Below are 14139 nucleotides of genomic sequence, written 5' to 3'. Positions count from 1 at the left end.
ACTATAATACACTAAAATATCTTGCCTCAGGGTGAGAAAATACCATAGCCGTTACAGATGCTTCTGGCTCCATCATAAATCCTTCCGTTAATGAAATACCTATTTCTTCTGGATGAATAAGGCGGAATAATTTTTCTTGATCTGCAAGTTCTGGACATGCTGGATAACCGAAGGACACGCGTATCCCTCTATATTTCGTACGGAAACGTTCTTCCATCGTCAGTTCAGGTGAGTCCGGAATGCCCCAGCGGTCACGGATAAGCATATGTGTTTTTTCAGCAAGTCCTTCTGCTAATTCAAGCGCTAACGATTGGATCGCATGGCTACGTAAATAATCACCCTTCGCCTTCCACTCCTCAGCAATGTCCCGAACACTTTCCCCAACCGTAACAGATAGGAAAGCAACATGGTCCATTTCATCTCCAACTGGTCGTAAATAATCACCTAAAGTACGATATGGCGCTTTTCCTTGTCTTGGGAATGTAAAACGCTCTATAACACGCGTATGATCTTCTGGATCATATATAACAATATTTTGTCCGTCGCTTTGCGCTGGGAAAAATTGATACACTGCTTTCGGTTTTAACCAAGATTGTCCTTCCTGCAATAATTCGTCTATTAAATCATTTAATTCGTGTGCTCTTTTATCTCCCTCTCGCAGAAGCTTCTTCACACTTCCTTTTAATCCAAGGTGATGTCCAAGTAACATCTGCCTATTTAAAAATGGAGCGAGATGAAGGGCTGGAATATCACGTAATACAATTCGCTTTGTTGAATCAGGCACTATAACCTCTGCCTTCGCTAATGGCTCAATTACTGCTGGAATCTCTACTTTCTTCTCCTCTTTTTCTACGATATGAAGATGACGCTCTTTTTTATCTTGTTTCATCTTCTCACGCTCTTCTTCCTTTTGAAGCTTATTAATAATATCAAGACCAGTCATCGCATCACTCGCATAGCATACGAGCCCTTTATATGACGGTGAAATACGGTTATCTGTAAACTTTCTCGTTAACGCTGCCCCGCCTACAACGATTGGAACATCAATATTTGCTGCTTTTAAATCTTCAGCAGTCGTTACCATTTGTTGCGCTGATTTTACTAATAAACCAGAAAGACCGATAATGTCAGGCTTTTTTTCTTGTACTTCTTGTACAATTCGATCCGAGCGAACATTGATTCCTAAATTAATAATCTCATATCCATTATTCGATAAAATAATTTCAACGAGGTTTTTCCCAATATCATGTACGTCACCTTTAACAGTTGCTAATAACACTTTCCCTTTTTTCGCACTATCACTAGATTCCATATGTGGCTCTAAATAACTTACAGCAGCTTTCATACTTTCAGCACTTTGCAATACTTCAGCAACGATAAGCTCATTATTATTAAATAATCGTCCCACCTCATCCATTCCTGTCATAAGTGGACCATTAATAATATCCAAAGGTTTTCTTCCTTCTGTAAGTGCAAGGCTTAAATCTTCTTGTAATCCTTGTTTCGTACCTTCTACAATGTAATTTGCTAGCCTTTCATCAAGAGTTAATGTTTCTTGGATAACAACATCTTTCTTTTTTGCCGCGCGATAAAAATTCGTAAATTTTTCTAACGTCTCTTGCGTCGTTTCAAAAAGCAATGCATCTGCAAGACGTTTTTCTTCCTCTGGAATTGACGCATACCGTTCTAATTTTTCCGTATTCACAATCGCGTAATCTAATCCTGCTTTCGTTGCATGATATAAAAAGACGGAATTTAATACTTCGCGGCCAGCTGGTGGTAAACCAAATGATATGTTACTTACACCTAAAATCGTTAAACACTCTGGTAACGCTTCTTTAATAAGGCGAATCCCTTCTATCGTCGCGGCCGCCGAGCCAATATATTCTTCATCACCTGTACCTACAGGAAATACGAGTGCATCAAAAATAATATCTGACGGGCGTATACCATATTTCGTCGTCAATAACTCGTAACTTCTTTTCGCAATTTCGAGTTTTCTATCCGCACTTACTGCCATACCGTCTTCATCGATTGTTCCCACTACAATTGCAGCACCATATTTTTGAAGAAGCGGTGTCACTTTTTTAAACCGTTCTTCTCCATCTTCTAAATTAATTGAATTAATAACAGCTTTTCCTTGAATATAAGTAAGAGCTCGCTCCATCACATTTTCATCTGTTGAATCAATCATAATCGGTACTTTTAATACTTTCGTAACTTCTGCCAAGAAGTTTTCCATATCTTCTATTTCGTCGCGATCAGGATCTGCCATACAAATATCAATAATATGAGCATTTTTCTTCACTTGCGCTCTTGCGACTTCAGCAGCCTCTTCAAATTTCCCTGCTGCTACTAATCGTTTAAATTTACGTGATCCAATAACATTTGTTCTTTCACCAACAAATAACGGTCTCATAGAGTCATCATATTGAAGTGCCTCTAATCCACTAACCCCGTGTCCAGTTCTTTCGTGGTGTTCACGCGGCTTAAGAGAAGCTAACACAGATTTCATTGCTTTTATATGTTCTGGTGTTGTACCACAACAACCACCGATAATATTAATCCATCCTTCTTCAGCAAATCGCTTTACTTTTTCGGCGAGAGAAGATGGAGATTCATGATAATGTCCATCTTCATCAGGAAGACCTGCATTTGGATAACAAGAAATGTAACACTCCGACAAATCAGATAGTGAACGAATATGGTCTCTCATAAACTCCGGACCAGTCGCACAGTTTAATCCAACAGATAATGGCTTCATATGCTCTATCGATAAGTAAAAAGCCTCAATTGTTTGCCCAGCCAAAGTCGTTCCCATCGGTTCAATCGTTCCCGAAATCATGATAGGTACTACCTTATTTAGTTCGTCAAAAGCTGCTTGAATTCCAATATAAGCAGCCTTCACGTTACGCATATCTTGACTCGTCTCAACGAGTAATACATCTACTTCTCCATTCAATAATCCTCTTGCTTGCCGCGTATAGGCTTCAATTAATTCTTCAAATGTCACACCACCAGTAACACTAATCGCTTTCGTTGTCGGCCCCATCGCTCCCGCAACATATACTTCCTTCCCGCTTTCTTTGACCGCTTGCCCCGCTAAACGTGCTGCCTTCTCATTTAGTTCCTCGTCTAAATGAGACAACGCATAATCACTTAATACAATATTTGTCGCCCCAAATGTATTTGTTTCAATAATATCCGCTCCAGCTTCAATATAAGCTTTATGAATCTTTAAAATGACATCAGGCCTTGTTTCTACTAAATATTCATTACACCCTTCGTACTCTTCTCCTCCGAAATCTTCCGCAGTTAAGTCCTCTTGCTGGATCATTGTTCCCATTGCACCATCTAATAGTAAGATGTTATTTTGTAATTTTTCTTCTATACATTTCATCAGTTAATACCTTCTTTCACTTCTTGCTTTTCTCTCACATATTTAACAAGGTGTTCTGTAATTTCATATTTTAGAAATGGTGTAATGAGATAAATGCCGTTAAAATATTTCATCGCCGCATCGATCAATTCTTGCGAAATGCGAATCCCTTCCTCAATTGCTGCCTCTTTCGTTTCATGTCCATCCATTCTCTCCCTTATTCCTTCAGGTAGCGTAATTCCTGGCACCTCAAAATGAAGGAAATCTGCATTCCTTTTACTTATTAGCGGCATAATCCCAATAAAAATAGGTTGTTCCAAATGCTTTGTCGCTTCATACACTTCTTCAATTAACGCGATATCATAAATTGGCTGGGTTAAAAAATATTCGGCTCCAGCTTCTATTTTCCGTTCCATTCGCTTAACCGCTGCTTTTAAATGTCTTACATGCGGATTAAACGCACCTCCCACTGAAAACCGTGTTGCTGGACCTATTGATTTCCCTAAAATCGAGCGCCCATCGTTCATTTCTTTAATCATTTTAATGAGCTCAATAGAGGACAAATCATATACAGAAGTGGCACCTGGAAAATCACCGACGCGTGCTGGATCACCAGTTAAAGCTAACACTTCTTCCATACCTAACGCTGATAAGCCTAGTAAATGAGATTGTAGTCCGATGACGTTATGGTCTCTACACGTTAAATGCGTCAATACTGGAATATCATGCTTCGTTAATAATGCCCCCATTGCCATATTCGAGATGCGAGGCGATGCTAATGAATTATCTGCTAGAGTAATAGCATCTGCCCCAACTCTTTTCAATACTCTTGCGCCTTCAAAAAATCGCTGCGTATCTAACGTTTTCGGTGGATCTAATTCCACTACTACTGTCGTTTGTTTTTTTGCTTTCTCTGCTAATGTGACATGAGCTTTCGAACGTTTCTCGTGTGTATGAACTACTTTCGGTCTTTGAACCGTATCCTTTTCTATTACAGGCGTAATATTTGCAATTGCACGTTTCATACTTTCAATATGTTCTGGAGTCGTGCCACAACAACCACCTAATAACCGAATACCTTGCTCAATAAACTTCGGCGTCATCGCTTCGAAATAAGCTGGACTTCCCTCATATACGTAACGTCCCTCCACATAATTAGGGAGACCTGCATTTGGATATGCTGACAAGTAGCCATTTTGCGGAATCGATATCATTTTAAAAGCTTCCGTCATATGAAGTGGTCCTAGTTGGCAGTTCAATCCAACGACATTTGCACCATAATCTAAAAGCTGTTTTAATATTTCATTTACATCATTTCCATTTTGAGTCGTACCTGCCTCATGTAACGCTAATTGAGCTACAATTGGAATATTCGTTTGTTTTCGTAACACCTGAACAGCATGAAGTAATTCAAACTCATCATAGAAAGTCTCTAATAACAGTCCATCAACCTGTTCTTCTAGTAATGCACTTGCCTGCTCAAGTAGCATAAATTCTCTTTCTATATCAGTCGTTGTAACAGCTCCGATATGTTTCATACCGCCAATTGTTCCTAAAATTGCATTTCTATCTGTAACAGATGCTTTCGCCAATTTTACCGCCGCTCTATTAATTTCAGTAACTTGATTTTCTAAACCATACATACGTAATTTTGCTTCATTTGCTCCGTACGTATTTGTTTGAATCACATCTGCCCCAGCAGCTACATATTGCTTATGAATCGATATAATTAAATCTGGATCAGATATGTTCAATTCTTCAAAACTACTTTGCAAACCATGTGAATGTAATAACGTCCCAACCGCACCATCACCTATTACAATTCCTTTTGATAATAAATCTAGTAATTTCACAATTCTCCCTCATTTCTATCAATATAAAAACCCCCTCTTCACTTTGAAGAGGGGGACATAATCGTTCCTCCTCTTATTATGCAAAACAATCGTTTTGCAGGTATTAGCACCGTTTCAAACATTTCGTTTGAAGGTTGCCGGGTTTCACAGGGCCTTTCCCTCCACCGCTCTCAATAAGAGTTTGTCTTTATTATTTTATTTATGTAGCTAAAAGGAAATGCGTTCCCCTTTTAACAATGTTTGTTAATTTTTTAATAAATTTAGCACGCACAAATGCAAAAGTCAATGACACTTGCGGAAAAATAAAAATTATTTAAAATAAAGTTGCAATTCAATTATCTTTTGTTGTAAAGTTAAAAACATAATAAAATTTCATACGAACATTCTTATCTAGAGAGGTAGAGGGACTGGCCCTATGACGCCTCAGCAACCATTAACATTTGTTAATAAGGTGCTAATTCCAGCAAATTGTGAAAGATTTGACAGATGAGAAGAAGACTCTATTCAAATCGAAAGCCTTCTTCTTAGAAGGCTTTTTTTATTTTACCCCGCTATTTGAGGGCAGTAAGATTCCCAACTCAAAATTCAGCTAGAACAAAGAAGTTAGGTGGGAATCATCTGCCCGTAAAAGCCCGATTGGTGAGGGCTGATAATCAGTGGGGATGAATCCCTCACTGATTAAAGTTTCACTTTACATTCACTTAATTGTTAATTTAAAAAGGAGGAATTTTTATATGTCAACTATTGAAACAAAACTAGCACAAATCGGAAACCGGAGCGAAACTACAACAGGAACTGTTAATCCGCCTGTTTATTTTTCAACTGCTTATCGTCACGAAGGAATTGGTAAGTCTACTGGATTTGACTATTCACGAACTGGAAATCCAACTCGCGGCCTGTTAGAACAGGCAATCGCAGATTTAGAATACGGTGAACAAGGTTATGCCTGTAGTTCAGGGATGGCAGCTGTTTTCCTCGTCCTTTCCCTATTCCGTTCCGGAGACGAACTTATTGTATCTGAAGATTTATACGGAGGCACTTATCGATTATTTTCTGAGCAAGAAAAAAAGTGGAATGTTCGATGTAGATACGTAAATACACAATCTATTAAACAAATTGAGAAAGCTATCACAACTGAAACGAAAGCTATTTTCATAGAAACCCCAACTAATCCATTAATGCAAGTTACTGATATTGCCGCTGTCGCAACTGTAGCGAAAAGACACGGACTACTTCTTATTGTAGACAACACATTCTATACGCCTTATATACAGCAGCCATTAACAGAAGGTGCCGACATTGTACTTCATAGCGCAACGAAATATTTAGGGGGACATAACGATGTACTAAGCGGTCTTGTCGTTGCAAAAGGAAAGGAACTTTGTGAGGAAATCGCTCATTACCATAATGCCTCTGGTGCAGTCTTAAGCCCATTTGACTCATGGCTATTAATTCGTGGTATGAAAACGTTAGCGCTTCGTATGAGACAACATGAAGAAAATGCAAAAGCAGTTGTCGCTTATTTAAATGATGAAGACGGGGTGACAGATGTATTTTATCCTGGAAGAGGCGGCATGATCTCATTTCGTCTGAAAGATGAAACGTGGATTAATCCATTCTTACAATCTTTATCCTTAATTACATTCGCTGAAAGTCTTGGTGGTGTTGAAAGTTTAATGACCTATCCAGCAACGCAAACGCACGCTGATATTCCTGAAGAAATCAGAACGGCAAACGGTGTATGCAATCGTCTTCTTCGATTTTCCGTTGGCATTGAAAATAGTAACGATTTAATTCAAGACTTAAAGCAAGCCATTAAACTTGTAAAAGAAGGTGTAAGAATATGAGTTATTCTATTGATACACTCTTACTGCACAACCAATATAAACATGACTCGCAAACAGGAGCTGTTAACGTTCCCATCTATAATACATCAACATTCCACCAGTTTGATGTAGATACGTTCGGAAAATATGACTATAGCCGCTCTGGTAATCCAACTCGTGAAGCTCTTGAAGATATCATTGCTTTATTAGAAGGCGGAACAAAAGGATTTGCCTTCGCATCAGGAATTGCAGCGATTTCTACTGCATTCCTCCTTCTTTCACAAGGTGATCACATACTCATTTCAGAAGACGTATATGGAGGCACTTATCGAATTATAACTGAAGTTCTCTCCCGTTACGGTGTTTCACATACATTTGTTGATATGACCAATTTAGAAGAAATAAAGCAAAACATTAAGCCAAATACAAAACTCTTTTATGTGGAAACACCCTCTAATCCACTTTTAAAAGTGACAGATATTCGTGCTGTTTCTCAACTTGCAAAATCTATTGACGCCCTTACTTTTGTTGATAATACATTTTTGACACCACTATTCCAGAAGCCACTTGATCTTGGCGCCGATGTCGTTCTTCATAGTGCCACAAAATTCATTGCTGGTCATAGTGATGTTACTGCCGGATTAGCAGTTGTAAAAGATGCCGAACTCGCTCAAAAACTTGGATTTTTACAAAATGCATTCGGTGCTATTTTAGGTCCTCAAGATTGTTCTCTCGTACTTCGCGGGCTAAAAACATTACATGTACGTCTTGAGCATTCAGCTGCTAACGCCAATAAAATTGCACATTATTTACAAGAGCACGCTAAAGTTAAAAATGTCTATTATCCTGGCTTACAAACACACCTTGGATTTGATATTCAACAATCTCAAGCTACATCAGCCGGAGCTGTCCTATCTTTCACTTTACAATCAGAAGACGCACTCCGCCAATTTTTATCAAAAGTAAAATTACCCGTCTTTGCAGTTAGTTTAGGGGCTGTCGAATCGATTCTTTCCTACCCAGCTAAAATGTCACATGCAGCACTATCGCAAGAAGCTCGCGATGAAAGAGGGATTTCTAATTCATTACTTCGGTTATCCGTCGGCCTTGAAAATGTTGACGATTTAATATCCGATTTTGAAAATGCCCTTTCTTATATAGAAGAACCTGTAAATGCATAAAGAGAAAAGAAGATATGAAATTAATTTATCATATCTTCTTTTTATGCTGTTGCGTATATTTTACTTTTCGTATAGTTCATAAAAAAACGAAAGAGCACCATCTATTTCCAAGTAATGAATTAATTGATATATTAAGAAGTAAAAAAGGGGCAAAAATAATGGATACTTGTGCAGATGTTTTAATCGTTATCGATCTACAAAACGGAGTATGTTATAGCGAAGAACATTTATTTGATTTACAAAACTTACTTACAAAAGTAAATAACAGAATTTCTTCATACAGAAAATCAAATAAACCAATTCTTTTCGTTCAACATTGTGATGATGATTTAGTACCCGAAAAAGAACTTTGGGCTATTCATGCTGATCTAGATGTTCAAGAACAAGATTTTTTTGTAAGAAAGACACATGCAAATTCATTTTATAAAACAAACTTAAAAGAGATTTTAGATCAATTATCTGTACATCGTATTGAATTTTGTGGTGCCCAAACAGAGTACTGTATGGATGCTACGATTAAATTCGCTCATGGACTAGGATACGAAAACTTCATGGTACAGAAAGCAACCTCTACATTAAATAATCCATTTATGTCCGCAAAAGAGACAATTGGTTTTTATGAAAATATATGGAATCACAGATTTTTAAAATTGATACAAGGTGACGCTAGAATACATAACTAATGTCTTGGTAATTCTAAGATTTATCAGCTATATTCAAACATTTCGTTTTCATCATCAAGAAGCTGACTACATTCAGCTTCTTTTCTTTTAACCTGTTTTATATTCTATATATATCATTATAATTCCTTTGTCATATTATTTTAAAAATTTTGTATATTCATTTGAAAGAATAAGAAAATCATGGTAAGATTGTGTTACAAATATATCTATATCTTTCAATTTTTAAAACGCATCTAAATTTTCACCCAAAATTGTCATTTTACAAAACCGTGCTAAATCATCTACTTTATTTACATCAGGGTCTCTTTTCTTACAATTTCTTTACTTTAGGACTTTTTTTCTGCAACAACTGTTTTCTTTTCTTTAATTTTTTGGTATGTATAGTATGGTATAACAGCTCACACGGAGGTGGAAAAGAACATGTTAGAAACCTTTCAAAAAGAAATTGAACTATATGAAAGCAATGCAGAATTATTGAAAGTACTTGCTCATCCTGTTCGCTTATGTATTGTAAAGGGATTAATTGAACGTGGTCCAAGCAACGTTTCAACAATGTACACTGGCTTAAACATGCCACAATCTACAATTTCACAGCATTTAGCAAAGTTAAAAAGTGCTAAAATCGTTTCAAGTGAAAGAAAAGGATTGGAAATTTATTACAAAGTAGAAAACGAGACAATTATTCAACTCGTTCGCGTATTATTGGGTTAGGGACTCATAAACAGAGAAAAAGGACGTATTCTATATTTTTCATCTCATATCTTTAATATAAATATATATCATGAGAGGAAATATATGATGCTACATAAGTCGTATTAAAAAACAAGACACAGAAATATGCTGTGTCTTGTTTTTTATATTTTCAAATACCGATCCAAGTGTAACTGTTGCATATCTTTCGTATGTATCACAACATCAAACGCACTCCCTAATCCTCCGCTCAAAATCATAGAACGAACTGCACGATTTTGTTTTTGAGTTTCAGAAAAAGGATTTCTATCTTGGTGACCCGTAAGCTGATCTAATATTCCTGCAGCTAACAAAAACTCAGATTGCTTCTTATGCCATACTGTATGCATACCTTGCAGGCTAAACATCTCTTTCAGCTCGTCCCAATGAATATGAGTAGTAAGATCCATTTCACCTGGATGCGCTAAAGGATTACGGATTAACTTATGATCGTAATATCCTCGTAAACTTCCTTCCTGATGTGCAGGATGCATCCATTCTTCTTTTGTATATCCATAATCAACTGTAATACATACACCTCGTTGAAACCATTTCGCCATTTCTTTTATATATTTTTCCATCGCAATCGGCACTTCAAAACGCTGACCTTCAGCAAGATGAATATTATATTTCAATAAGTATCGACCAATGCTTTTATGTAACGGTCTACATACTTCTGCAAGTTTCCCTTCCCCTGTATACGTAACACGTACTTCATACAATATTCCATTTCTCTTCTCAATTACCTCAACAGGAAATGCATCAAATAACTCATTCGAAAAAATAATTCCTTCGAACGATTCTCCCATTTCACTATGCGACGTATAATATGACACATTATAAAACGAACAAAGATTTTTCTGCTGTAATTTTCTATGAAAAGGGCTCATTTCAATCATTGAATAGTTTAAATCAATAAAGGTTTCCGGTGATAATTGTTTCCATTCTTGTAAAACATCATAGGCAAACTTCCCTGTTCCCCCACCAATCTCACAAATTTGTGGAGCAACTTCACCATTTTCAACAAGACGAATAAAAAACTTAGCAAAAGTTTTTGCAAACACAGAGGATACATTGCTACTTGTAAAAAAATCCCCTTGTCTTCCGATTTTTTCACGTTCTTTCATATAATATCCATGTTCCTCTGCATATAATGCGAGGTTCATATATGTACTGTATGAAATTGAATAATCCTTTTCTTTTTCCATCCATTCTTTTAAAATGAGCTCCATCTCCATACTAGCTCCTTACTGTAAAAATGGATTATTTTCTTTTTCAAAACCAATGCTTGTTTCTGGACCATGTCCACATAGCACCGCTGTTTCATCAGGTAATACAAATAATTTCTCTTCAATACTTCCAATCAATTCAGCAAAACTTCCACCAGGTAAATCTGTTCTTCCGATACTCATTTGGAACAATACATCTCCAGAAAATATAGCACTCGCCTCTTTACAGTAATAAGAAATACTACCTGGAGAATGTCCTGGCGTTTCAAAAATTTCAAAATTAAATGAGCCAATTGCTAATGCACCTTCTGCATCAATAATATGATCTGCTGGTTTTGCTGTAATACTGCGATTCATCATAAAAATTTGAGAACCATTTACAGTTGCATCGCCTAACCAATCTGCTTCTTCTTTATGTACATACACAGGAATATGAAAAGCGTCTCTTACCGCATCAACAGCGCCAATATGATCAAAGTGAGCATGTGTTAATAAAACAGCCAGTGGCTTTAATTGTTCTTCTTGTAAATATGTAACGAGCTTCTCTCCTTCGTGACCAGGATCAAAGATAATACACTCATTTTGCTCATTCGTTAAAATATAAGCATTTGTTTGTAATGGGCCTAACGGCATTTGTATCCATTTCATATGAAAATCTCCTCCAATTATTAAACTTACTTTCAATGATACAACATTTTTTTCTCTTAGGAAAAGAAAGGATGCTATCTCGACAATCATTTTTAAAACATGTACAATATAAAAGAGTTAATATTCTAAAAACTCATATTTAGGAATGGGTAGACAGAGGAGGATATTGTATGGGCCTTGTTATTATTTTTGCACTAGTCACTCTGTTAGCTGTATTTGCTACGCTTAGAACACTTCGTGAAAAGAACTTTTTCGCAGGCGGCTTTGCAATTGCAACTGTACTCGTTTTCGGATGGTTTACGATCATGACTGTTCTATATAACGGGTACCCACCAGCAGCTTAATTCATTTACATGTTATTCTTCATCAAGATTGTGCGCAAAAAGAGGAAGGGGGTTCCCCTTCCTCTTTTCATAGTTCATAACTTATACCATTTTCGCTTCGTATTTGTGCTTTTTTACAAGCCAAGCTCCTCCGATAACACCTGCATCATTACCAAGTATTGCAATCGCTAACTTCGTGCTCTTTACAGCACGTGAAAAAGCATATTGCTCGAAATAACGTTGAATTGGCTCTAATAGTGCATCTCCAGCTTTAGACACGCCGCCGCCAATAACAATTTTCTCTGGGTTCAACGTACTAGCAAGGTTCGCTACAGCTAATCCTAAGTAAGAAGCTACTTTTTCTACTACTTCGCCTGCTAGCTCGTCACCTTGTCCAAGTGCTTCAAACACATCTTTTGATGTAATACGCCCTTCTTCTGCTAACATAGAACGTAGAACACTTTCTTTATCAGTCTCTTGTATTTTTTGCATAGCAACACGCACAATACCCGTTGCAGATGCTACAGTTTCTAGGCAACCAGACTTCCCGCAATTACATGGGAAAGCATTCTCTGTAACGACTGTAATGTGTCCGATTTCACCAGCAGCACCGCTTACGCCGTGTACAATCTCACCATTGGCAATTACACCACCGCCAACGCCAGTACCAAGAGTCATACAAATTAAATCTTTCGCTCCTTCACCAGCACCTTTCCACATTTCACCAAGCGCTGCTAAATTTGCATCATTATCAATAACAACAGGTAATCCTGTTTCTACTTCTAATAAATCTTTTAACGGATAGTTTTTCCACCCTAAGTTAACCGCTTCATAAATCATTCCAGACGCCACGTGTACAGGACCAGGAGCTCCCATACCAATACCGATTAACTTACTTTTTAATTCGCCTAACTCTTCTAACTTTTTATCAATAGCTTTCGCTACATCAAGTGTAATATGTTTTCCTTGCTCATTTGTATTCGTAGGGATTTCCCACTTATGTAAAATTTCACCGTACACATTAATAAATGCTAATTTAATCGTTGTACCACCAAGGTCAACACCAACTAACCATTTCTCTTCCATGTTGCTTACCTACCTTTATCTAATTCTTATTTAGCTCTTTTTGAATTTCTTGCTTCAATAAAAATAAAGCTGTTTGATAGTCTTGTGGATCGATTAGCTGTGATTGATTTAATTCACGCAATTCATCTTGCATTAATTGTAAATCTGCAATTCGATCACCCGTATAAATAATCGTACCAAATTTCTTTAGCAATTGCTGAATATCATAAATAGATACCATTTTATCACCCTCTATGCTCACTTACTATAAAAAATTATAATAAGAAAACGTTCACATATTTTATTATAATCAAGAAGAAAAAGTCTCGTCAATTTTTATTTGTCTATACAAGCCCATTTTTAACCATTGTTCCTTTTTCTGTAATAATTTTTTCTATATTTTTATCAAACGGCTCTACTGGAATATGTTCTACCATTTGAAAACTATAAGCTAATGATAGCGTTTTCCCTTTATAATGCACGAGATAACGATCATAATAGCCACCGCCATATCCAATTCGTTCTCCTCGCTCTGTATAAGCTACGCCCGGCACGATTTGAAGATCAATTTCATCTGCATTCACTTCTTCCGTAAGTACTGGAATTGGTTCACGTAAATTCATATACACCGTTTCTAATTGATCAAAATTACTAATTTTCCTAAAGGACATTGTTCGTGTTCCTTTATTACACTTCGGGACAACAACTTTCTTGCCCTCTTCCCAAGCTTTTTCAATAATAGGATATGTATTCACTTCATTTTCCATTGAGAGAGTGATTCCGATTGTTTTAGCTTCAGTCCACTCTTTTTGCGCATACAACGAACATGCAATTTGCTCTGATAAAGTTGTATACCGTTCTTCTGATAAAGAATTCATGTGCTCTATTATTCGTTTACGTAAACGTACTTTCTCTTCTCTCACACATTTTCCCCCTCACAGTGATACTTTTCTCTACGATGATAGTGTATCACTTTTAACAGAGGAATCGAATAAAAAAAGAAACAGTAGGAAAATATTCCTACTGCTTACTTTGTTTCACGGTGTAACGTAGACTTCTTGTCACGCTTGCAATACTTTTTAAGCTCGATACGCTCAGCGTTGTTACGTTTGTTTTTCTTTGAGATATAGTTACGATCTCCGCATTCTGTACATGCTAGAGTAATATTCACACGCATTCTTATTTCCCTCCAGTACTAATAACTTAAATCAGACTATACTATA

13 protein-coding genes and 2 riboswitches are annotated in these 14139 nt (G+C 36.8%); of the genes, 5 read left to right on the top strand and 8 right to left on the bottom strand.

The features are described from left to right. Position 1: 1 nt before the first annotated feature. Positions 2-3400: a methionine synthase gene (gene metH, locus ACTFOB_RS17000; RefSeq protein ID WP_440027698.1), complete on the bottom strand. Its 3399-nt coding sequence runs from the start codon at positions 3398-3400 to the stop codon at positions 2-4. Next, complete coding sequence (locus ACTFOB_RS16995; RefSeq protein WP_440027696.1) at positions 3400-5232, bottom strand: bifunctional homocysteine S-methyltransferase/methylenetetrahydrofolate reductase; 1833 nt, start codon at positions 5230-5232, stop codon at positions 3400-3402. The genes metH and ACTFOB_RS16995 overlap by 1 nt, the downstream gene beginning before the upstream one ends. A gap of 70 nt (positions 5233-5302) precedes the next feature. After that, positions 5303-5412: riboswitch (SAM riboswitch) on the bottom strand. A 203-nt stretch (positions 5413-5615) separates the two neighbouring features. After that, a riboswitch (SAM riboswitch) is annotated at positions 5616-5725 on the top strand. Between the two features lie 241 nt (positions 5726-5966). On the opposite strand from ACTFOB_RS16995, the gene metI reads away from it, so the two are divergent. The 4 genes from metI (at position 5967) to ACTFOB_RS16975 (ending at position 9633) form a co-directional block, all read left to right on the top strand. Next, positions 5967-7079 (top strand): cystathionine gamma-synthase/O-acetylhomoserine thiolyase, encoded by a 1113-nt coding sequence (gene metI / locus ACTFOB_RS16990; protein WP_440027694.1) that lies wholly within the window; start codon positions 5967-5969, stop codon positions 7077-7079. Next, complete coding sequence (gene metC, locus ACTFOB_RS16985; RefSeq protein ID WP_440027692.1) at positions 7076-8239, top strand: cystathionine beta-lyase; 1164 nt, start codon at positions 7076-7078, stop codon at positions 8237-8239. Before metI ends, metC begins: the two co-directional genes overlap by 4 nt. Before the next feature lie 158 nt (positions 8240-8397). Continuing rightward, a complete protein-coding gene (locus ACTFOB_RS16980) occupies positions 8398-8922 on the top strand; it encodes a cysteine hydrolase family protein (RefSeq protein ID WP_440027691.1) in 525 nt (174 codons plus the stop codon). A gap of 420 nt (positions 8923-9342) precedes the next feature. Further along, a complete protein-coding gene (locus ACTFOB_RS16975) occupies positions 9343-9633 on the top strand; it encodes an ArsR/SmtB family transcription factor (RefSeq protein ID WP_000894375.1) in 291 nt (96 codons plus the stop codon). A 143-nt stretch (positions 9634-9776) separates the two neighbouring features. On the opposite strand, the gene ACTFOB_RS16970 is transcribed toward ACTFOB_RS16975, so the two are convergent. Together ACTFOB_RS16970 and ACTFOB_RS16965 are read right to left on the bottom strand one after the other, a co-directional pair. Then, entirely contained in the window at positions 9777-10889 is a 1113-nt protein-coding gene (locus tag ACTFOB_RS16970; protein ID WP_440027688.1) for a class I SAM-dependent methyltransferase, read from the bottom strand. Positions 10890-10898: 9 nt separating this feature from the next. Then, positions 10899-11528: an MBL fold metallo-hydrolase gene (locus ACTFOB_RS16965; RefSeq protein ID WP_440027686.1), complete on the bottom strand. Its 630-nt coding sequence runs from the start codon at positions 11526-11528 to the stop codon at positions 10899-10901. Between the two features lie 170 nt (positions 11529-11698). Between ACTFOB_RS16965 and ACTFOB_RS16960 the strand changes: the two genes are divergently transcribed. After that, positions 11699-11872, top strand: a complete 174-nt coding sequence (locus tag ACTFOB_RS16960) for a DUF2759 domain-containing protein (RefSeq protein WP_000524846.1) — start codon at positions 11699-11701, stop codon at positions 11870-11872. An 81-nt stretch (positions 11873-11953) separates the two neighbouring features. Here ACTFOB_RS16960 and glcK read toward each other — a convergent pair whose 3' ends face one another. The 4 genes from glcK to rpmG form a co-directional block, all read right to left on the bottom strand. Continuing rightward, the gene (glcK, locus tag ACTFOB_RS16955) at positions 11954-12937 is read right to left on the bottom strand and encodes a glucokinase (protein WP_075308013.1); all 984 of its coding nucleotides are present in this window, start codon (positions 12935-12937) and stop codon (positions 11954-11956) included. A gap of 19 nt (positions 12938-12956) precedes the next feature. After that, positions 12957-13157, bottom strand: a complete 201-nt coding sequence (locus tag ACTFOB_RS16950; RefSeq protein WP_000253699.1) for a YqgQ family protein — start codon at positions 13155-13157, stop codon at positions 12957-12959. A 103-nt stretch (positions 13158-13260) separates the two neighbouring features. Then, positions 13261-13839 carry a 5-formyltetrahydrofolate cyclo-ligase gene (locus tag ACTFOB_RS16945; RefSeq protein ID WP_440027683.1) on the bottom strand — a complete coding sequence of 193 codons (579 nt, stop codon included), beginning with the start codon at positions 13837-13839 and terminating at the stop codon, positions 13261-13263. Positions 13840-13943: 104 nt separating this feature from the next. Then, positions 13944-14093 carry a 50S ribosomal protein L33 gene (gene rpmG / locus ACTFOB_RS16940; RefSeq protein WP_001265616.1) on the bottom strand — a complete coding sequence of 50 codons (150 nt, stop codon included), beginning with the start codon at positions 14091-14093 and terminating at the stop codon, positions 13944-13946. Positions 14094-14139: the final 46 nt, after the last annotated feature.

The sequence above is a fragment of the Bacillus cereus group sp. MYBK79-1 genome (genome assembly GCF_051915365.1).
GTDB lineage: Bacteria > Bacillota > Bacilli > Bacillales > Bacillaceae_G > Bacillus_A.
The sequence above is the reverse complement of the archived record's forward strand: the minus strand, read 5'-3'. Positions and strand labels throughout refer to the sequence as shown.

Coding starts and splice junctions, on each gene's coding strand:
- ACTFOB_RS16975 (WP_000894375.1), top strand. CDS start 9,343: ATGTTAGAAACCTTTCAAAAAGAAATTGAACTATATGAAAGCAATGCA.
- glcK (WP_075308013.1), bottom strand. CDS start 12,937: ATGGAAGAGAAATGGTTAGTTGGTGTTGACCTTGGTGGTACAACGATT.
- ACTFOB_RS16960 (WP_000524846.1), top strand. CDS start 11,699: ATGGGCCTTGTTATTATTTTTGCACTAGTCACTCTGTTAGCTGTATTT.
- ACTFOB_RS16970 (WP_440027688.1), bottom strand. CDS start 10,889: ATGGAGATGGAGCTCATTTTAAAAGAATGGATGGAAAAAGAAAAGGAT.
- ACTFOB_RS16965 (WP_440027686.1), bottom strand. CDS start 11,528: ATGAAATGGATACAAATGCCGTTAGGCCCATTACAAACAAATGCTTAT.
- ACTFOB_RS16980 (WP_440027691.1), top strand. CDS start 8,398: ATGGATACTTGTGCAGATGTTTTAATCGTTATCGATCTACAAAACGGA.
- metC (WP_440027692.1), top strand. CDS start 7,076: ATGAGTTATTCTATTGATACACTCTTACTGCACAACCAATATAAACAT.
- metH (WP_440027698.1), bottom strand. CDS start 3,400: ATGAAATGTATAGAAGAAAAATTACAAAATAACATCTTACTATTAGAT.
- ACTFOB_RS16950 (WP_000253699.1), bottom strand. CDS start 13,157: ATGGTATCTATTTATGATATTCAGCAATTGCTAAAGAAATTTGGTACG.
- metI (WP_440027694.1), top strand. CDS start 5,967: ATGTCAACTATTGAAACAAAACTAGCACAAATCGGAAACCGGAGCGAA.
- rpmG (WP_001265616.1), bottom strand. CDS start 14,093: ATGCGTGTGAATATTACTCTAGCATGTACAGAATGCGGAGATCGTAAC.